This is a genomic window from Dolomitihabitans soli, from assembly GCF_022213955.1.
In the GTDB taxonomy this organism is placed as follows: Bacteria; Actinomycetota; Actinomycetes; order Streptosporangiales; family Streptosporangiaceae; genus Streptosporangium_A; species Streptosporangium_A soli.
In genome coordinates, this window is sequence record NZ_JAKNTW010000002.1 from 565,051 (window position 1) to 584,318 (window position 19,268).

Annotated in this window: 17 protein-coding genes and 2 pseudogenes; 8 read left to right on the top strand and 11 right to left on the bottom strand. The window is 65.0% G+C overall.

Annotation, left to right across the window (positions count from 1 at the left end; genetic code table 11):
* Positions 1-225: 225 nt before the first annotated feature.
* A complete protein-coding gene (locus MBA17_RS07340; protein ID WP_238495519.1) occupies positions 226-936 on the bottom strand; it encodes an AAA family ATPase in 711 nt (236 codons plus the stop codon).
* A gap of 98 nt (positions 937-1,034) precedes the next feature.
* Between MBA17_RS07340 and MBA17_RS07345 the strand changes: the two genes are divergently transcribed.
* Positions 1,035-1,517: a hypothetical protein gene (locus tag MBA17_RS07345; RefSeq protein ID WP_238495520.1), complete on the top strand. Its 483-nt coding sequence runs from the start codon at positions 1,035-1,037 to the stop codon at positions 1,515-1,517.
* Positions 1,518-1,586: 69 nt separating this feature from the next.
* Here MBA17_RS07345 and MBA17_RS50275 read toward each other — a convergent pair whose 3' ends face one another.
* The 3 genes from MBA17_RS50275 to MBA17_RS07360 all read right to left on the bottom strand — a co-directional run bounded on the left by MBA17_RS50275 (position 1,587) and on the right by MBA17_RS07360 (position 2,496).
* Positions 1,587-1,775: an NADAR domain-containing protein gene (locus MBA17_RS50275; protein ID WP_455432709.1), complete on the bottom strand. Its 189-nt coding sequence runs from the start codon at positions 1,773-1,775 to the stop codon at positions 1,587-1,589.
* Positions 1,776-1,816: 41 nt separating this feature from the next.
* Entirely contained in the window at positions 1,817-2,083 is a 267-nt protein-coding gene (locus MBA17_RS07355) for a DUF7660 family protein (RefSeq protein ID WP_238495521.1), read from the bottom strand.
* Positions 2,084-2,340: 257 nt separating this feature from the next.
* Positions 2,341-2,496, bottom strand: a complete 156-nt coding sequence (locus MBA17_RS07360) for a hypothetical protein (protein WP_238495522.1) — start codon at positions 2,494-2,496, stop codon at positions 2,341-2,343.
* A gap of 171 nt (positions 2,497-2,667) precedes the next feature.
* Between MBA17_RS07360 and MBA17_RS07365 the strand changes: the two genes are divergently transcribed.
* The 6 genes and pseudogenes from MBA17_RS07365 to MBA17_RS07385 all read left to right on the top strand — a co-directional run bounded on the left by MBA17_RS07365 (position 2,668) and on the right by MBA17_RS07385 (position 7,017).
* A complete protein-coding gene (locus tag MBA17_RS07365) occupies positions 2,668-3,657 on the top strand; it encodes a hypothetical protein (protein ID WP_238495523.1) in 990 nt (329 codons plus the stop codon).
* 87 nt (positions 3,658-3,744) lie between these two features.
* On the top strand, positions 3,745-4,494 hold the full coding sequence (locus MBA17_RS07370) for a class I SAM-dependent methyltransferase (protein ID WP_238495524.1): 750 nt from the start codon (positions 3,745-3,747) through the stop codon (positions 4,492-4,494).
* Between the two features lie 153 nt (positions 4,495-4,647).
* Positions 4,648-4,899, top strand: a complete 252-nt coding sequence (locus tag MBA17_RS07375; RefSeq protein ID WP_238495525.1) for a hypothetical protein — start codon at positions 4,648-4,650, stop codon at positions 4,897-4,899.
* Positions 4,900-4,947: 48 nt separating this feature from the next.
* Positions 4,948-5,082, top strand: a pseudogene (locus MBA17_RS50280) (hypothetical protein); the annotation flags it as partial.
* Positions 5,080-5,739, top strand: a complete 660-nt coding sequence (locus tag MBA17_RS07380) for an integrase core domain-containing protein (RefSeq protein ID WP_455432717.1) — start codon at positions 5,080-5,082, stop codon at positions 5,737-5,739. The pseudogene MBA17_RS50280 and the gene MBA17_RS07380, both read left to right, overlap by 3 nt.
* 93 nt (positions 5,740-5,832) lie before the next feature.
* On the top strand, positions 5,833-7,017 hold the full coding sequence (locus MBA17_RS07385; protein WP_238495527.1) for a DUF6004 family protein: 1,185 nt from the start codon (positions 5,833-5,835) through the stop codon (positions 7,015-7,017).
* 787 nt (positions 7,018-7,804) lie between these two features.
* On the opposite strand, the pseudogene MBA17_RS07390 reads toward MBA17_RS07385, so the two are convergent.
* Positions 7,805-7,972: pseudogene (locus MBA17_RS07390) on the bottom strand (ISNCY family transposase); the annotation flags it as partial.
* A gap of 301 nt (positions 7,973-8,273) precedes the next feature.
* Here MBA17_RS07390 and MBA17_RS07395 point away from each other — a divergent pair.
* A complete protein-coding gene (locus tag MBA17_RS07395) occupies positions 8,274-8,795 on the top strand; it encodes a DUF4240 domain-containing protein (RefSeq protein WP_238495528.1) in 522 nt (173 codons plus the stop codon).
* 210 nt (positions 8,796-9,005) lie between these two features.
* Here the strand turns inward: MBA17_RS07395 and MBA17_RS50285 are convergent, their stop codons facing one another.
* The 6 genes from MBA17_RS50285 to MBA17_RS07420 form a co-directional block, all read right to left on the bottom strand.
* A complete protein-coding gene (locus tag MBA17_RS50285; RefSeq protein ID WP_455432710.1) occupies positions 9,006-9,269 on the bottom strand; it encodes an NADAR family protein in 264 nt (87 codons plus the stop codon).
* Between the two features lie 24 nt (positions 9,270-9,293).
* On the bottom strand, positions 9,294-9,476 hold the full coding sequence (locus MBA17_RS50290; protein ID WP_455432711.1) for a hypothetical protein: 183 nt from the start codon (positions 9,474-9,476) through the stop codon (positions 9,294-9,296).
* Between the two features lie 445 nt (positions 9,477-9,921).
* On the bottom strand, positions 9,922-10,389 hold the full coding sequence (locus MBA17_RS07405) for an Imm26 family immunity protein (RefSeq protein ID WP_274385029.1): 468 nt from the start codon (positions 10,387-10,389) through the stop codon (positions 9,922-9,924).
* The gene (locus MBA17_RS50295; protein WP_238495530.1) at positions 10,383-17,477 is read right to left on the bottom strand and encodes a polymorphic toxin-type HINT domain-containing protein; all 7,095 of its coding nucleotides are present in this window, start codon (positions 17,475-17,477) and stop codon (positions 10,383-10,385) included. Before MBA17_RS50295 ends, MBA17_RS07405 begins: the two co-directional genes overlap by 7 nt.
* 220 nt (positions 17,478-17,697) lie before the next feature.
* Positions 17,698-17,979, bottom strand: a complete 282-nt coding sequence (locus tag MBA17_RS07415; RefSeq protein ID WP_238495531.1) for a hypothetical protein — start codon at positions 17,977-17,979, stop codon at positions 17,698-17,700.
* A gap of 238 nt (positions 17,980-18,217) precedes the next feature.
* Positions 18,218-19,255, bottom strand: a complete 1,038-nt coding sequence (locus tag MBA17_RS07420) for a hypothetical protein (protein ID WP_238495532.1) — start codon at positions 19,253-19,255, stop codon at positions 18,218-18,220.
* Positions 19,256-19,268 lie beyond the last annotated feature (13 nt).

Here is a 19,268-nt window from a genome sequence, read left to right on the forward strand (position 1 = left end):
GGGATCACTTTGGCCCGCCATGCCGAAGTCAGGTACTCCGCCGCCACCCAGGTCGTAGACGACGATCCGGAACGCCTGCAGGCCCCGCAGCACCTCCATCACGAAGAAGCCGCCCGCCGCGCCCGAGCGTTTCCTCTCACGCTTCCAACCGAGTAGGGACTGGACCAGCATCGCTGCGAGCCACCGCAATCGGAGCGTAGAAGCAGCCGAGGCTGCTCGAACGGATCAGGCCTCCGGTACCGGCTCAGCGCGAGCCAATCCGGACTGGTGGAGGATCAGCTCAACCGTCTCCGTCAGGGTGCTGTCCTGGCCGATAACCGCCTCCGCGACCCTGGCGAGGAGATCCCGCTCGCGATACCAGTCACGCATCTCCGCCTCCCCGAACTGGCCATGTTGTGGCCGGAGGGCGTGTCGTCGGAGCGTCTCTCCGAACGGCACATCCAAGTAGAAGAAGCAGGTACGGCCGGCGTGATCACGGTGGAGCCCGGCCAGCATCTCCTCGTAACGGGAAGCGGTGAGAATGCCTTCCAGAATGACGTGATAACCATGGTCGAGGGCGTGCCGGGTGATGGTGTCGAGCAGGCCGATGTTCACCCCGCCAGGGACATCCAGCTCGCGCAGGAGCTCTCGCCGGATGACGTCCTGACTGACCAACGCCAGTCCGCGCCGACCATGAGTTTCTCGTACGGATCGCGCCACGCTGGTCTTACCCGACCCCGAATTCCCTCGAATCACGATCAACCGGGTCTCTGCTGCGCCTGCCTTCACCCGGGCAGGATAGTGAAATCGGTGGACGAGACGGTGGAGGTGCCGGTCGCTGTCCCTCGTCGATTTCGGCTGCCCGGACACCCAGCCGGGCAACGCTTCGCGGTACGCCAGCACGTCCTGGCCGTCATCGAGGACGCCACCAGGCGCGTCCGCGTACCCGGGCTCCACGGCCCACCCCGACCGCCAGTGCCGCGTCAAAACGCAGCCATGATGGCTCTTGACCTGTGGTCTGACGGAAACCGCCCCCGCAGACAAGATCGCGTCTTGTGCTTGTCCACCTGCTCTATCTCATCACGCTGCGGATGTTCGGCTGGCTGATGTTGCTGGGCCGTAGCCAAGCGTCGAAGAACGTGGAAACCATGGTGCTGCGTCACGAAGTGGCAGTGCTACGGCGCCAGGTCGAACGCCCCAAGCCGGACTGGGCCGATCGAGCCGTCCTGACAGCGTTGGCCCGGTGGCTGCCGGCGGCACTGCGGGCATCTCCGGTGAGTACGCTGACCCGCCCGGCGGTGTCCTGCCGTACGGCGTGCACGAGGTTGGCGCAGGCGAACCGCGCCCAGCACTCCTTGTACTCGGCCCCCCGAGCGACCTTCGGACCGGCAATCGGGCTGCCGACTCACCATGGCGCGTCCGGCATCCGTTGCCGACACGGCGATGTGGGCGGTGGCGAGGCACCCGTCTCAGGCGTCGCCGTCACAGGGCCGAACCCGCAACGAGCCCGCACCCAACCGCTGACCCACATTGTGTGATCCTCATAACGACGATCTGACCGTGCGCGCAGAAACACCTCCGGCCCTCACCCGCCCACGGCGAGCGCGTCACGGGCAGCCATCAGAGCGAAACAGCCCCAGGTCGAAGGGATGCGGCATGCTCATCAGCGGCGGCCAGGCCGACCCCCAAATCCGATCACGCGGGCTGGCCTCGACCAGAACCCGCCTCCCGGTGGCAAGCAGGAACCGCTTCAAATCAGGATCACGGCCGAACTTGGCGATACTACAACGGACCACGATCTCGAAACTCCGGGCTACGCCCCATCATCAATGGCCTATCATTCGTAAATCGCAGCGGCGATCAGAATTTCCGCAATGAACTGCCAAGACGGGCCACTCGTTACGATCTCACTAGGCAGATCTGAATCGTGCAGCCAAGCAGACATTGCCTCCAAATAATTATCTAGAGTCAAATTCTCCCAAGAATCCGGCTCCCCTGTCATGCTTTCACGAAGCTCGAGGATGAAATCCGACAAATCTTCCTTTGAGTGCACTCCCAGTAGAACTTCTTCGAGACTGTCCTTGTCGTCATTATTGGCCGCCAATTAAAGCTTCTCCTCACAGGCCCAGAAGCCATACCAAGGCTTCGCCATCGAAGTAATACTAACGCCGCCCGAATGCGAATCGACTTGCCTTCGTTCTCAGCACTGAACTTCCTCTTGAACCCTCTTGGCCCACCTCCCCTGAGCACGGTTATCGGAACCGTTGGAGTCCAGCACCTCGAAGATCACGGCATCGGGTTCAGTTGGCGACGTCCGCCGGGCATCTCCCGGAGTTGGAAGGAGTACGGCCCATCCCTCGCTCACCCACCCACGGCGAGCGCGACGTGCTCGCCGACCAGTCCGCTCAGGTCACAGCGCTCGGCCAGCCGCATCGCCGAGGCCAGCCCGCCATACGCGATCATGTGCTCATCGTCGATGATCGCACGGGTCTTGGCGGAGGCATGAACCAATCGCACGTGGAGAGTGTCCTTTCGAACTGGTTGCTGGAAGCCTCAAGAACTCCCATCATCCCAGGCCAGAGGGCACTCTCTTCATTTGTTGAGCATTCGACTCAGAATCGGCTCCCTGGATCCAGGCTGAGCATTCAGGGAGATGCCCCCCGCAGTCGATCACGATCGACTGTAGCCATGACAGGCAGAATCGTGATGGCGGCGATGCTGGTCGTCGCCGCGTTCGTTGTCGCGCCCCAGGCAGCGGCGGCGCGATCGGCATGCACCTGGCGGATGCAGGCGCTCCAGGCGCCCACCGGCGCGACACAGCACCAGGTCGACGCCACCGACCACAACGGCGGCTACTCCGGCAGAGCCTACTTCTCCGACACCGGCTGGCGGATCATCTACTGGAAGAACGGCCGGGTCATCGACTACGGATCGTCCGGCCACGGCACCGACCGGGTTGTGGCCCAGAACAGCAGCGGGACCATCGCGGGAACGTCCGTGACGGGCCTGGGAGCGTCCGCGATCTCCTTCCGCATCCGCGACGGCCAGCGGGAGAGACTGACCCCGCTGCCCGGCGCGGAGCTGAACAGCAGGGCCATCGGGATCACCGAGAACGGCGACGTCTACGGCAACGCCGTGGTCTGGCAGGGCACCACCACCGTTGCCGTGGTGGTGCGCTGGCCACACGACCGGCCGGGCGTCGTCGAGCAGGTGACGGATATACCCGAGGGCATGAGGGTGTTCGACGTGGACCACGACGGCACCTTGCTGGTGGGGACGGAAACGACCTATCCGTGGCCGCACCTGTGGCGCGACGGCCGGCTCACCCGCCTGCCGGAGGCGCCGGACATGCAGCACGGGTACGCCCGGACCATCACCGATGGGCTGGTGGCCGGATCGCTCCGGCTGGGCTCCGACCCGAACCGGCCGGCGTACTGGGACCGGAACGGGCAGCCGCACGTGCTGCCCCAGAGCTCGCTGGCCGCGCACATCAACAGGAACGGGCTCATCGTCAGCTCCCTGACGTCCACGCCGTTCCAGGTCTGGCGGTACGGAACGCTGGTGGGCCAGCTCAGCGATGCCGCCTCCGTCACGACGATCGGGGACGACGACACCATCGGCGGTACGACGCGCGGCCCGAACAATCAGCCGGCCGCAGCCGTCTGGCGGTGCACATGAGAGGGCATTTGATTTGAGTAAATTGCACCTTGTGTTCTGGAAGAGCCAGGTTTCGTGATAAACACCCCAAATTAGGACTGGAGGAACGTGCACGAGATACCTCAACCCCACCCTGCGTTCGAGGCCGACTATGACCTGTTCTGGCGCCGTTACCGTTCCGAGAAGGCCGAGGCCCAGGAGCTCGACACTATTGAGCAGCTGGGTGCCCTGCGCCCCGGTATGCGTGTGCTCGACCTGGCTTGCGGCTTCGGGCGTATTTCGAATGGCCTCGCGGCCCGCGGCCTGGAGATTGTCGGGATCGACTCGAGCACCCACCTTCTCGAGATCGCTCGCAAGGAGGGGCACCCTGCGGCGACCTATGTGCACGGCGACATGCGAAATCCGCAGGTAGATGAGGGCTTTGAGGTCGTATTGGTGTGGTCGACGTCGCTGGGTTACTACGAGGAATCCGACGACGAGGCGACCTTGTCATCAGCCTTGCAGGCCCTCGTTCCAGGCGGTCGGCTGCTCGTCGAGAGCCGTCACTGGGACGCCTTCGGCCGTACCTTCGACCCTTACACCGAGAAGCGCTATGACGGCGACGTCCTGCGCGAGTGGCACCGCTATGACCCGCTTCTGGGACGGCAGATCACCGAGCAAGAAGTCGTCATCGACGGGCGCTGCACCCAGCGCAGCTACCACGTTCGGCGCTACGGCATTCCCGAGTTGCGGTCGTTCATCCTTCGCCTGGGATATGACCGGGTCACAGCGCACGATGAGTGTGGTCGACCGCTGACGCCGACGAGCGAGCGAGCCGTGTTGAGGGCTTACCGACCGCTAATCGGCGACGAACACTAGACCAGGACCGCTGCCCGGCTAAGTGCCCGTGTACAAACCGATCCTGTGGGGCTCAAGAACTCGAATCACTTCCAGCGCAGAGCCCTTCGTCCGGTGAACGGAAGGACTCAGGGGCGCCGAATGGCCGGTCCAGATCGCCTGCGATCATGTTTCGTGATCTTGTCTACGGTGTACGCCGTCACCCGGCGTCTGTTGTCTTCGCCCGCGCTGCTGCTACAAAGGAGTGTCTCCAAGGAGGCGGAACTGCTGGTGCTTCGGCATCAGAATGCGGTCCTGCGCCGTCAGGTCCCGCGGGTGCGTTACGAGCCGGCCGACCGCCTGTGGTTCGCGGCGCTCTCGCACCTGATACCCCGCCGCCACTGGCGGAGGATCTTCCCGATAACCCCAGCCACGTTGCTGGCCTGACACCGCAAACTCGCGGCGAAGAAGTGGGACTACAGCAACCGTCGCAGTCCCGGACGACCGCCCACCGCCGCTGCGATCAAGGCCCTCATCCTGCGCATGGCCACGGAGAACCCTCGCTGGGGCCACCGGCGCATCCACGGCGAACTGACCCGCCTCGGCCACCAGATCTCGGCTTCTACCATGTGGAACATCCTCAACCGGGCCGGGATCGACCCCACCCCGCGCCGCAGCGGGCCGACATGGAAGCAGTTCCTGACCGCCCAGGCCGAGCACATCGTCGCCGTCGACTTCCTGCACGTAGACACCGCTAACCTCACACGCCAGCACGCCCTGATCATGCTCAAACACGGCAGCCGCCGCGCCCACCTGCTCGGCGCCACCACCAACCCCACCGGCCCATGGACCGCCCAGGCCGCCCGTAACTTCCTGATGAACACCGACACCGGCACCGACATGAGGAAGCTGAAGTTCCTGATCCGCGCACGCGGCGGCCAATTCACCGATGCCTTCGACACGGTCTTCGCCGACGCCGGCCTACGGGTCATCAAGAGCCCACCGCAGGCCCCGAAAGCGAACGCCCACTGCGAAAGGATCATCGGCACCCTACGCCGCGAACTCCTGGACAGAGTGCTCATCCTCAACGAGCAGCATCTGCGCCGAACACTCACCCGCTACCTGGCGCACTACAACACGGCCCGACCTCACCGCGGCATGGGGCAGTTGTCCCCATCGCAAGCCGAAACAACAAGCCCACCAACCCCAATTGACCTGGCCGACCACCGAGTCCACCGCAGAGCCATCCTCGGCGGCCTCATCAACGAGTACCGGATCGCCAGCTGACACCATCAAGAAACCGCAGGTCGGGCACCGAATCCAATTATCGAGCCCCACAGCCGTAGATCTTCACGCACAACTCGGCGATACCGTGACGATATGACTACTTTTCGAGAGACTTATGAGTCTCTCAACCTCGAGCCCAAACCGATCCGGGCACACCTCCTTGCCTGCACCACCGTAGTGTTCGGCGACGACTACTACGCGGGCCGCCGCGAGACGATCAACCTCTCCGGGTTAGTTCAGATCAACACGTGGCCGATGCCCGGCTTCGAGACCCGCGTGGACGACAGTGGCTACGCCGAGCTTGAGCAGGAGCTGATCAGCTCTCCCGAGACGGGCGTCAAGGGCTTCAGCTACGAACTCGACGACCGTATCCAACTGCTGTCCAACCCGCTCCTGTCCAGCATCGGGCTCGTGCGGCAGATCGCGCCGGGCAAGAATTTCCCGGCGCAGATGCACATCCGCCGCTTCGGCATCCTGGAGACCAGCACCCTGCGCCTGGTGCACCGCAACGCCATCGACACGTACGCCGTCATCGACAACGTCCCCCCATACAAGAAGCCGCTCACCGGGGCCTACCACGGCGCCCCACGCGGCGACGGCCCGTTCGACATCGCCCACGCGCCGAACGTGCTGCGCGCCACCACCCTGCCCGAGGCGTGGTATCCGGCCGACGACGACAACGAGCCGACCGGCATCACGCCCACGCTGTTCTTCGCCCCGAGCGCGGCCCCGTTCATGTCGATGCTCGTCGACCCCTCCATGATCATGCAGGTGTCGATGGAAGGCACCGTCGGCGTCGAGATCAACGGCAAGACCGAGCGCATCGACCTGGCCGGCGACTACCTCAATGCGGCGGGCGCCGAGATCTTGCTGTTCGGGCCCGACAAGCATGATGGCGGTGCCGGCGTGCAGGCCCAGATGTCGCGCCTGGCCATGGTCGGTCACAGCGACGCCCTCGGCGGCCGCGTGATGCTGCGCGCCAGCTGGCCGCGGCCGTCCGGCGGCACCCTCGGCGAGGGGAACGAGGACAGCCTGAGCCGGGTGCGGTTCGCCAGCGATCTGCACCTGGACGCCGAGTTCGAGATCGTCACCCCGGCCGGCACCCTGTATGCGGCCAACCCGGTACGCCTCGGCGGCAAGCTCAAGGACCTTGAGCCCGCCGGCAGCGAACTGGCCATGGACAGCGTGGACATACCGATCCTCAGCGCCGACGGGACGGCCAAGGCGCGTCTGACCGGCGTGCGGTTCACCATGCGGGACGCGTCCGTCGGCGAGTAGGCATACGTCAACGGCTGATGGCCCGCCGAGGAGGGAAGGCAATCCGGGCGGACCGAACCGATAGCGGCTGTCGACGTCAGCCACGCTCAGGCACCGAACGAAGACGCCGCGATACTCGCGGAAGGCAGCGCTCACATCGCTCTTTTCGTATAGGTCGAACAGCCGGGCTGGCGAGGACGTTGACCAGCTGACTTCGCGTCTCGTGTGACCGCTGCGCGACATTCGGCACCCGCAATCAGGCTTCCGACTCACCACGGTGCATCCGACATCCGGTGCCGGCACGGCGATGTGGGCGGTGGCGAGGCGCCCGTCTCGGGCGTCGCAGGGCGCGTCTTCACGGGTCGATGTACAAGATCTGTACGCGCGAGCCCGCTAGGAGCCCGCAGCCCCTAGAAAAAAATTCCAAAAGGCCGCTGACCCGCGCGTTTGCGCAGGTCAGCGGCCTGAGGTGCGGTGCGCCGCCAGGGACTCGAACCACGGACCCGCTGATTAAGAGTGCACTGGACCGCCTGCCACACCATGCCGCGACATATCATCCCGCCCCGATTCATGCCGTTACGTACAGCTACGCCATCCCCTCGTGCTGCCAGATGCCACCTACTGATGCCCCGTCGCGGGACATCCGAGCCCGCAACGAGCCCGCACACGACCGCTGGTTGCCCAAGCCCTCAGACTCAGGACATATGCGTCACCTCTGCCCTGCTCCCCTTTTCGTATCGTGAAACAGGTCTTACTCGCGCTGCTGTCCATTGCAGCCGTGAGCCGGATGGAGGGGAGCTCCACAGGGGAGCTGGTAGCGATGTTTGAGGTACAGCAATCGGATTAGGGAACGGTGCATGAACCGCTCGCCATCCAGGTAGGCATCGATACACGCCAGCTCTGGCGGCAGCCGCCTCACCTCCTCCGGCAGCAGCGTCTCCCACAAGGCGACCTGTCGTCCCGAGACCTGTAACACCGGCCACCACCTCCGGCGGGAAGGACACCGACGTCATTCTCCGCCGGCGAGCCGTTGAGCCCTGTGATCGCCGTCGGGTGTGTCCAGTTAACAAACACCGTACAGTCCCTCGCCGTCCGAAACCCTTAACTTGAGCGACTTCTTCAGGAGCAGGTAGTCGGCCTGGCGACCGTCGTCGCTGACCTGGGGTTGGACCTTAAGACCGGGATCAAGGCTGCCGCGCAGAACTGTCGCCTGGTTGGATGAGTGTCGGGCGCCGGGTCGGCGGTGATGTGGAGCAACGAGTGCGAAGGACTGTCAGGTGGAGGACGAAGCGCGGCTGTGGGCGTTGGTAGAGGCTGCATGGGCGCCCCTGGGGATGGAGGTCAACCAGGCGCGGCAAGCGCTGGCACGCCGAACGCCGGTGCCGGATGAGGAGTTGGATGGTGTGCCAGCCTTCTCCCTTGTGGACGATGCGCTGGAGGACTTCTTGAGCAACCTCACCGTCAGCAGCGAGAATCTGTCGGCCGAGGAGTTGACCAGTCTTGATCGAGCGGTCGAACGCCTGCTCTACGAGATCGACCGCGCCGACGTCCATGAAGTGGCCGATGGCTCGGCTGACGGCTTCCTGTACGCGCGCGGCTTCATCGTTGCGCTGGGCCGAGACTTCTACACCGCCGTGACCCGTAATCCGCAGATGGCGGTGCTGGACGCCAGGTGCGAGGAGATGTGCTATTTCTTCGCGCACGTGCATGACCAGAAGTTCGGGGACTTCCCAGACACCGGTTTGGGCATCTCCCGTGAATCCGGCTGCAATCCCCAAGGGTGGCCCTCCTCCCCCTGAGCACAGTTATCGGGACCGTGGGCGCCCAGCACCTCGAAGATCACGGCATCGGGTTCAGCGGGCGAAGTCCGCCGGGCATCTCCGGGAGTTGGAAGGAGTAGCGGCCCATCCCCCACCCACCAACCCACGGCGAGCACGTCGCGCGCGGCCATCAGAGCGAAGCCGAGCAGGTTCAAACCCTGCCAAGTCGACGGGGATGCGGCACGCTCATCAGGAGCGGTCAGGGCCGATCCCCCAGATCCGATCGCGCGGGCCGGCCTCGACCAGAACCCGCCTCCCGGTGGCAAGCCGGAACCGCTTCAAATCGGGATCATGGCCGAACTTGGCGATGCTGCCACGAACCACGATCTCGAAACGGCGGGCCCGCCACGTCTGCTCGTCGAAGTCCCATACGGCACGGCCGAGCGCCTTGGCCTCACCGGGATGACTCGCCGCCAGGAACTTGACAGCAGTCTGGTGATCCTCGAAAGCCACGCCATGTACGCCAGCATGTAATGCTCAGCGGAGGCGAAGGTGTGACCGTCCTGGGCGAAGGAGACCGGCCACCTGCGAAAGGCAACCGGAGCCGATACCGCCGTCGCGGGCGGGCTTGTGGCCCCAGAAGAACAAGAAGCGCAATAGACGACCCGCCTGCTCGACGGCGATCGCCTCGGCCACGGTCATGGGCAGCGGATCGGACACGACAGCAACCGTGCCACACACGACCTGAACCCGGCCAGCGGATATCGCAGCGGTCCGAGCACGCAGAAATCGCTTGACCATGAACGTATTTCACTCTACTTCGCGGGTCTGGAGAACGAAGATGGCTTTGATGATTTGACCTGCGCGAAGGGACAACAGCGGGATGAGAGTGGTGGCGATTCCACCCAGTCGTTGAAGCTACGATCAGGTAAACGTTTATGGTTTCGCCAACACTTTCTTGGCGATCCGAGCAAACGGTTAAGTGGAGACGAGACCAGCTATATCAAAACCCGATGGTAGTACAGGACGGGTTCGCTCAGGGGGAACGGTCAAACACTGCTGAAGCCCAGCCGCAAGCTGACCGTTAGAAAGGAGAGGGAGGCTGTGTGGCAGGGCTTCGGAGCAGCGAGTTCATACGGCATCATCGCCAAATCCGATCTACGGGTCAGAATGTCAGCTCATCAAAAACCTTGTGCCAGGGGCCAAGTCCATGAAATCCACGGAGGGCCGCTTCGAAGACAGCAGGAGAGTACGATTTTTGGTTCTTCATCCCACTCGCCTGCTCTGGAGAAATCGAGGCTCCCAGATTTCCGCGAATATCCGTAATACGGTATTCTCCAGGCGGCACAACCCAGACCTTGTATTCGGGAGCAGTAATTCCTTTGAATACTTCTCGATTCCCAATTATCGGCCAGACGCCGTCCGTGATTCGAATATCCATTGTCTCCGCAAGGAAGAGTGGCTCATCGAGTTCGAGCGACTTAATATCACAAGAGCCATCGGCATCCAGGAGTTCAGAGAACACTGCCAGCAGGACATCGCCATCCATTTTCTCGACGACCTGAGCCAGAGCAATCTTCTCGTCGGTCACCGAGATAGAGAGAACATCACCCTTCCTATATTTCTTTAGCATACAGTCCCTCCAGCAGACTTGTAGCGGGGGCCACTCATCTGTACTCGCTTGTTCTCGAGAACGCTTCCCGGCACTGACTTCTTTCCGCCGCCAGCACGAATCCAGTCTTCTTCGAGGACATTAAGGTCTTTCCCTGGATTTGCCCTGCCGAGCACTTCATAACCGAACGTCCTACCAGGGTAATCCCTCGCGTGCTCTCGCCTGCGCGCCTTAAACCGACTCGCACTCTTTGCCTGACCGACATATTCCTCCCCAGTAATCAAATCAGTCCGCAAGTATATGATACCCGGGGGAAGGGGTGCCGTATTGTGTACAAGAATGGGGGTATCGCCCGCCAGCACATAGTACGTGTGGGTGTCGGCGATGGTGAGGTTGTGAACACGCTGGTCCTGTGACGTCCACTTGCCGATGGCCGCGACCTGGACGTATACACCTGCGCTGGTGCGCAGGAAGGCCCCGGGTCGTAGTTGGCCGGCGTCTGTCCATGTCCGCTGGTCCGGCGACCAGAAGGGGTGGGTTTCGGTGGCGATCAGGGACTTGGCGGCGTCGCCTTGGTTGTCACCAGTGCCTACCGTGATCCGGACGAGGTTCTTCGCGCCCTCGCTGCCGATCAGGGCGGTGACGGGTTTTGCTGTGCTCTTGCCGGTTTTCGGGTCGGTTGCGGTTACCTTGTCGCCGACCTTGATGTCCTGGATGGGCTTGTAGGCGCCGTTGGCCATCAGCACCTTGGTGCCGGGAATGAAACTGTTGCAATTGCTTGATCTGAAGCTTTTCTTAATGCTATCGGGAACACGTACTACGATGCGGTCCATGCGGGGGATATGTATCCCGGGCACAGCCAAGCCCTTTTCGCCAAGAGGCCAATGCTCATTAGCGGTTTTGCGGTCCATCTCCCGCTGCTTGTTCAAGGCGACCTCGCGGTCACGTTTCCACGCCGCTTCTCGTTGGCGAGCCGCCTCCTCCCGCTTCTTTTTTCTTTCGATTGTCTTCTCGCGAGCCTTCTCTTGCTTGTCGATTCGCTCTTTGTGAATCTTCCTTTCGCGTTTGGTTTTCTTCTTGCCGCTGGGATGGTGGGTTTCGGCGAAGTTCTGGTTGGCGTTGGGCCGCTTCTTGTCGCGGGAGTAGCCGTTGCTGGTGTCGGAGCTCCCGCCGCCTGCGTCGACACGCAGGCCGTCGGGGTCGGACAGGTCGATGGGGTTGTTGGCTGCGTAGGAGTAGGGGTTGGCCCACTCGGGGGTGCGCAGATCGAGCTCGGGGTCGGTGGAGATGAATTTGGCGACGGCCGGGTCGTAGTAGCGGGCGCCCAGGTAGGTGAGGTCGGTGGAGGCGTCCTCGGTCTTGCCGAGGAAGCCCCGGTCGGTGAAGGGCAGGTCGTCGCCGCCGCGTCGCTGGCCGAAGGGCAGATATCGTTCACGACTGACCGCGCCGGTGGTGTCGTTGACGCCCAGTTGGGTGCTGCCGTGCGCACCGGCGAGCAACCAGGTGGCCCCGGCGGGCTCGCGCATCGCGATCAGCGATCCATCGGCTGCGTTGTAGTAGCGCTTGCCGGTGGCCTGGCCGCCGGCCAGGCGAAGTTCCATCACACCGAGGTAGAGTGTCGCGCTGCCGTCAGGGTCGCGCCGGATCAGACGTTGACCGCCGGCGTCGTACACCATGGCGGTCTGCTTGCCGTCGATGGTGGCCTGGGCGAGCTCGCCGAGTTCGGTCCAGGTGAAGGTGCCCTGCTTGCCGGCGACGGTGCGGTTGGTGAGTTGCCCGACGGCGTCGTAGGCGTAGGTGTCGCTGCCGCCGGGGCGGGCGATGCTGGTGACGGCGTTCGGGCGGACCGCGGTGGGACCGGGGGTGGGATAGGTGTAGGTGGCGTCCTGGCCGTTGTCGGTGAGGGTGGTGATGTTACCGACCCGGTCATAGGCGTAGGCCTGGTTGTAGGCGTCGATGCCCGCACCGTCGCTCTGCCCGGTACATGAGCTCGCGGTGGTGGTGTAGGCGCTTTTGAGCCGGCGCAGCCCGTCGTAGGCGAAGCATTCGGACTGGCCGCCGGTGGCGCCGGGGACGGCCGAGGCGGCGTCCAGGACGCGGGTGAGGCTCCCCGCGACGTCATAGCTGTAGCGGTCGTCTTGGACCGTGTCCGGCGTCGGCGTGTCCGCCTTGGTCTGGGTCGTGGTCCGGCTGAGCCAGTCGGTGGTGGCGTCACGTTCGAGCCGGCGCTTGATCTTGCCGTTGCTCCCGAGCAGTTGGGTGTCCAGCTTCCCGGTCCGGGTGAAGACGGTGTCGTCGACGTAGCCGAACCCGCCGGCCAGATCGGAGGACATGCTCGAGGCGAAACCGAGATCGGTGTAGTCGAAGGTGAGCATCTCGGCAGGCAGGTTCCCCGCGGCGGGCATCCCTTGCCGTCGCAAGTTGCCTGCCGCGTCGAACGCGGCGGTGAAGGTGTAGTCACCGGCCAGGGCATCCTCGACGGCGGGGATGGTGACCTTGGAGGTGGTGGGCCGGTAGTCGCTGTCGTAACCCGTGACGGCCTGGGTGTAGGCATGACCGTTGACGTAGCGGGTGGAGGAGGCCGGGTAGCCCTTGGCCACAGCATCGAAGTCCCACTGGGCGAGCTTGGTGCCGGTGGTGGGGTCACCAGCCCACTGGATGGTCTGCCGGCCGAGGTCGTCGTAGGTGTTGGAGATCTTCTGGCCCTTGCCGTCGATGGCCCAGGTGAGCTGACCGGCGAGGTCGTAGCCGAAGCTGGAGGTGCCTGCGTCGGGGTCGGTGGAGGCGGTGCTGCGGCCGAGCCAGTCGAAGGCGTAGGCGCGGACGTTGCCGTTGGCGTCCGTCATCTTGGTCAGGTTGTCGTTCAGGTCGTAGACGTAGGTGGTGTCGTGGTGGGTGGTGGCATCCGCCCACTCCTCGACTTTGACCGTGCGGCCCAGGGCGTCGGTGACGGAGGCGGACTTCGCACCGATTGGCGGGGTAACCTCGGTGCGTTCCAGCCCGGGGTACGCGGTGGTGCTGCGCCGCAGCTCGGTACCCAGGTGGTAGGCGATCTCGGCGACCGGCCTCTCCTGGCCGTCGTACACGGTTCTGGTCCACTGCGGGAGGCTGGTGAGTGCGGGGTTGAGCAGGCCGCTGCCGGCATCGCCGGCGTTGTGCACCGGCTGGGAGGCCGTCGTGGTCAGGCCCCGCGCGTCGTAGCCGGTGATCGCGACGATCCGGCCTCCGGCAGGTGAGTGGATCTGCGCCTCTCGCGTCCGGCCCAGCCCGTCGTAGTAGCTGTGGCTGGTCAGCCACTTGGCACTGGTGCCGGTGCCGGTCAGTAACCGGCGGATGGTGGTTTTCAGTGCCGCAGTCGGCTGGGTCAGCCCGCCTGCCGAGGGGATGTCGTAGGAGAGGGTGGCGCTGGCCGTACCGCCGGAACGTGGCTGGCCGGGTCCCCAGGAGGTGGTGGTGCGTCCGAGGGCGTCGTAGTCCACCTCGGAGGTCTTGCCGTTGACGTCCACCTGGCTCAGCGTTTCGCCGTGCTGATTGGAGGCGCGGACGGTCTGCGTGTGACCGAGCGCGTTGGTGATCGTGACGCCGGTGGCCGGCCAGCCCAGGGCGGGAGTGTAGGTCGTCCTGGTGGTCTTGTTCAGCGGGTCGGTCATGGTCAGCGACCTGCCGTAGTCGTCGAACGTCGCCTTGACCGTGGAGAACGTGCTCGCGGCGGCGTAAGAGCGCACCTCGGTGACGTTGCCGTCAGTGGGCTTGTTCGTCGCCGGATCGGTACCCGAGTCGTACAAGGAGATGACCTTGCCGATCAGCGTGCCCGCCGTACAGTCGTCACCGGCGCGCTTCTCCACTACGGAGGGGAGTTCGAGTATCCAGCGCCCGGTGTCGGTGTTGCGGGCGTAGGTGGTGCTGGTACAGGTGTTGTCGGCAGCGGTGGTGGTGTCGCCGTAGTCGTTGACCTTGGTCGGGAGGCCGTAGGAGTCGTAGGTGGTGCGCTCATCGGTGTAGCGCCAGCCGGTGGTGACGGCCTCGCGGGAGACTTCGCGGCTGTTGTTGATCATCAACGGGTCGTAGATGCCAGGGCCGGTGCCGGTGGAGGTGCTGACGTACTCGTATCGGGTGGATTCCACCTCGGCGTAGCCGCCGGGTCCCGGGCCGGGTGGAGTGGTCGGTGGCGTGGTCGGCGTGGGGGTAGGTGTCGGCGTGGGGGTGGGAGTGCTGCCACCTGAGCAGAGGCCGAGGTCTTTCCAGGTGGCGTCGGCGCCGGGCTCGGAGAGGGTGGACGCGGTGGCTTCCCAGTGGTGGCTCTTCCAGGTGACCCGCTGGCCCTTGGCATAGACGAAGAGGTTGAGCCATTCGGGGTGCGTGCAGGCCAGCATGCGTGCCGCCGGTCGGCCACTGCCGTGGCCGCTAGCCGCTCGGGTGATGGGTCGTCCGGCGGCGGGCTCGGGTTCGGCGGCGGGTGGAGCCTGAGACGCGGGTGCGGGGGCTGCGGCGGGGGCGGGGTTGGTGATGGTGGTGGCGCGCCAGGTCTGCTCTTGCAGGGTGCGGCCGGCCAGGACGCGGAGGTCGTTGTAGGTGTTGCCGTCGAAGTCGGTGACCTGGGTGTGTTTGGCGGTGCCGTCCGCGCGGGGGTCGTCGTACATGCCGCGGTAGAAGGTGCTGCTGGTGACGCTGAAGTCCTCGGGTGCGGGGCCGCTGCCGGTGATGGTGCGGACCGTCTCATAGCCGCGGAAGTCGTCCCAGTCCTCGACCAGTACCTTGCAGTACTCGTTGGTGGGGCGTCCGCAGACGATCCCGTTCTGGGTCTCGGCCTGGAGGTAGTTGAACGGGCGGGCCCACGCGGGGGTGCCGACGTACTCATACCGGGTCACCACGTCGGGGGATCCGCCGACCTGGTCCTTGTCGGTGACCTGGGTGGTCAGCCACTTCAGGTAGACCGCGCGGGCGGTGCGGGCGATGCCGCCCTCGTCGTAGTAGGTGCCCAGGGTGGCCAGGTAGCAGTCGCGGGCGTTGGCGTCCCAACCGGAGGTGGGGTAGCCGGAGGGGAAGGGGCAGGGTTTGGCCTGGCCGTAGGAGATGTCGGTGCGGCCACCGAGTCCGTTGTAGACGGCGGACATCCGCGGGAAACGGACGCGGGCCTTGCCCTGGGCGTCGTTGTAGTCGGCGCGGTTGTCCAGCAGGGTCGCCTCGAAGTCGACCGGCGGCAACGGATTGTCGGGGCCGGTGCCGGCCAGGCCGACCGGGCGGATGGTGTCCAGCCACAGCACCGGACCGGCCGGCGGCAGCGGGTCCAGGATCTGGGTGTACACCCACTTGTAGCCGAACTCCAGGCGAGTTACCTCGTCCCAGCCGCCGGTGGTGTTGGCGGTGGAGGTGACGATGGTGTTCAGCCGTTTGGTGATGAAGAACGTCGGCCCCAGTCCCGAGCACGTTTCGATCTCGCCGGGCGTCCCGGAGGGGCAGTCCAGCTCATCAGGGGTGTCGTTGTCCCAGGGGACGCCGGAGCTGGGCGGGGTGCCGCGATCCACCGCGTTGTAGACGACCTTCGCGATCGGGGTGGTGCCGGTGATCTGCTTGTTGTGGCCGTATTCGGCCTGCTGCAGGTAGCCGCCCCGGTCATAGGCCAGCCGGGCGTCCATCGGGTCCCACGGGAAACCGGGCTCGCACAACGCCCCGTGGATCATGCAGTACCAGTTCTCCTCCCGCTGGTAGCGGTAGTCGACCAGGTTGCCGTTGGTGTCGAGTTCCTGGTCCAGGTTCCACCGCCACGGCGCGAAGCAGAATCCGGGCAGTTCGCTGCTGCTGTACTTGTCCCGGCACGGTTCCCCGGCGTCGTCGCCGATGAACGGGGTCTGCCACATCGCGTCCCGCCGGTACCCGAACCGGAACGACGTGCCGTCGGCGGTCGTGACCAGCCAGAACGGCTGCTGGGTGACGCCGGAGGTGAGACGTTCGATCTTCCAGCCGTAGTCTTCGGCCGTCTTGTATCCGCCGGTCGCTTTGTCCTTCACGATCGCCGAGGACTTGCCCTCCAAAGAGAGCACCAGGTCGGAGGTGGTGTAGTCGGTGGTCGCCGCGTCGCCGTCGTTCTCATCGGGGGACTCCCAGCACAGGTGCTTCCAGTCCCGCTGCCCGGGGTTCTTCCTGGTCTCGTAGACGTCGTCGGCGCACGGCCGGAACTTCTGCTCGATGAATCCGACGCCGGCGTCCCAGCCCATCCCGGCGACGGAGGCCTGGTTGTTGGTGTAGTTGGTGAGGCTGTCCACCCCGGAGGAGGAATACGAGATCGCCAGGTCGGGGCCGGGCCCGTTGACCGACGGCGGGACCGCGATCGGGTAGGAGTAGGAGAACCCGCCGCCGGACAGCCCGACCTGCCAGGTGCCCGCCGGCTTCAGGTCGGTCGCGGCGAAGTTGGTGGTCCCCGACCCGGGGTCCTCCGCGGCGGCCGCTGCCGCGAGCACGTACACCGACTCCGCTACGCCGGTACCGGCCTCGGCCACCGCCGCGATCCGGCTGTTGCCGGTGTCGTTGCGGACCGGGATCGTCGCAGCCGACCTCGCGGCCTTCGCACACGCCGCGTCCGGCTGCTCTCCCAGCACACACGCCGGCATCCGGATCAACGTCAACCTTGAGGCGGCGTCCCCGGGGAGGCCGCTGCGGAACCCGGCGTAGTCCACCCCGATCGTGACCTTGCCCGTTTTGCTGTCGCCGTCGGTGCGGGCCAGCCGGACCGCCAGCCCCATGCCGCCGAGCCGCTTGGCGACATCCGCGCCGAAGGTCTCCACCCGCGCCTTGGCGGGGGTGTCCGGCCCGGCGGCGGCGAGGGTCACCGGCGAGTTCGCCACCCGCACCGCCGCAGCTCCCAAGTTCACGTCCGCAGCGGCGGCCTTCGGCCATACCGGCGCCGCAGCCTCCCGCTCCGTCAGCGGCGCGTCCTCCGCACCCGTGGTGGCCGCGACCTTCTCGATCTCCCGCCCGTCAACCGACCGCTCCTGCGCGGCCGAGCCGGATAAATCGGGTTGCAGGATGTCGCTCACCACGCCCACGCCGGCCATCGCCACTACCAGCACCAGAGCACAGATCAGCCAAATTCGGACACGCCAAACGTCCACGCCGCAGCCTCCCAATAGCTAAGAAACCCGCGACGCAACGCGTGGCCGTCGCCCAACTCATAAGATCGCGATAAAGACGATCACCTGGACTATTGATCAACGACAGCCGACTGGTCAATGCGATCATCGCGATGCGATGACAACGAAGGGTGACGATACCTAGACGAACTGGTGCGAATGAGACACATCGCCCCAGGTCATCGCCGAGTCAACCGTCATGTCAGTCAAGAACCGCCGTTGATAACGATTCGACCTCGGGGCGGCGCTCGTCGACGCCACCTGCCTCGAACTCACCGCCAAGGCAGGAAGACGGCGGAAGGCACTGGTCCGCACGGAGTCTGGTGGTGGCACTTACGACTTTGTCCTGGCTCACCCGCCCAAGGCGACGGTTGACATACTCCGTCGAGGGTTCACCATCACTGACGACATCGGCGCCGCGATCTTGCGCCTGCGCAGACAGCGCCTGCGCCAACATCACCTGCTGACCGGCGCGGCCAGCCACGTGGCCACTCCAAGTCTCCGCTGCAGGCCCCGATCCTGACACGGGTCGCCTGGCTCCTGGTGACCGGCAGTTATGGCGGCGAGCTCATAGTGCAGCCCTCGTAGCTGTGCTCCCCGCCGTACCGTCCACGACGGCGCAAGCGCCTCCCTCATCACGGGACCGTCCAGCGCAGCGCCCCGGCAAGCCGTCTCCACGGAGATCACTGTCATCTCGGGTCAACCAGTCCCTGAAAAACGAGCTACACCAGGGCGATCGTCGCCAGTTCACGGAGCCGCTCCTTGAAATCAGGCCAGCTCTCGGAGAGCGCAGCTCTGGCGTAGGTAAGGCCATCAAGGCGCCGCGCGTCCCCGTCAAGGGAGCGCAGGCAGTGGCGGATCGCGTTCGCGGCGACCCATCCCGTCCATCGCCAACTGTCCTGTTCTCGCTCAGCATGGGACATACCAGCCCAGTGCTGTCCCAGATCTTCATGCACAGCGTCAATGGCGTCCAGAGCCGCTCCATCGACCGGCCTTCCCTCCCATGCCCCCTGCAGCGCCTCGCTGACTCCAGGTACGGCGTCATGCTGGAAACGGAGTGCCATCTCGTAAACGACGCGCAGCAGAACCGCACGCCTGGCATGTTCGGGAGCGAGGCGGATACGGGCGTCCAGGTCCGGCTCGTGGTGCCAGAAGCCGATCGGCGGCAGATCGGAGGAGATCGGCGTGTCGATGACCACTGCAGGCTGGGGCCGCTCGAACCAGTCGGCATCCAGGTGCGCCCCGGTACGCGACTCCACGATGGCCATGGCCGTAGCCTTCTTCGCCGGCCATGGGACCCCGATCGTACGGTCCAGAGCCACCCACTCCGCGTACAGGCTGCCGGGATCCGAGCCAGACGCGGAGCTCCCCTCGGCGAGGTGGGCGAGAACCTGCCCGTGCGCGGCATAGGACAGATGGACGCTCCCACTGATCGTCCACTCCAAATGCCACACCTGAGCATTCACGCTGAGCCATTGCAGGACCTGAGGAGCCGAAGCGTACGGATAGTTCTGAGTCTGGACGAGCATGGTCGTCGACCCGGAATGATGGAGCCGAACGGCCTCGCGATCCATCGCCTCGTCAACATCGAGCTCCACTATTGAAGGATGCCCGCCGCCGGTCATGCGGGCTGCCGTCTCATCCAGCGAGAGATGCCCGGTAACCGGCCGGACAACCGTCCACGAAAGGCCGTCCGATACTCCGGCAATGCCGTCTTGAAGAAGCTGTGCGTAATGTGCCACTAGCGCTTGGAAGCTCATGCCTATCCTGACG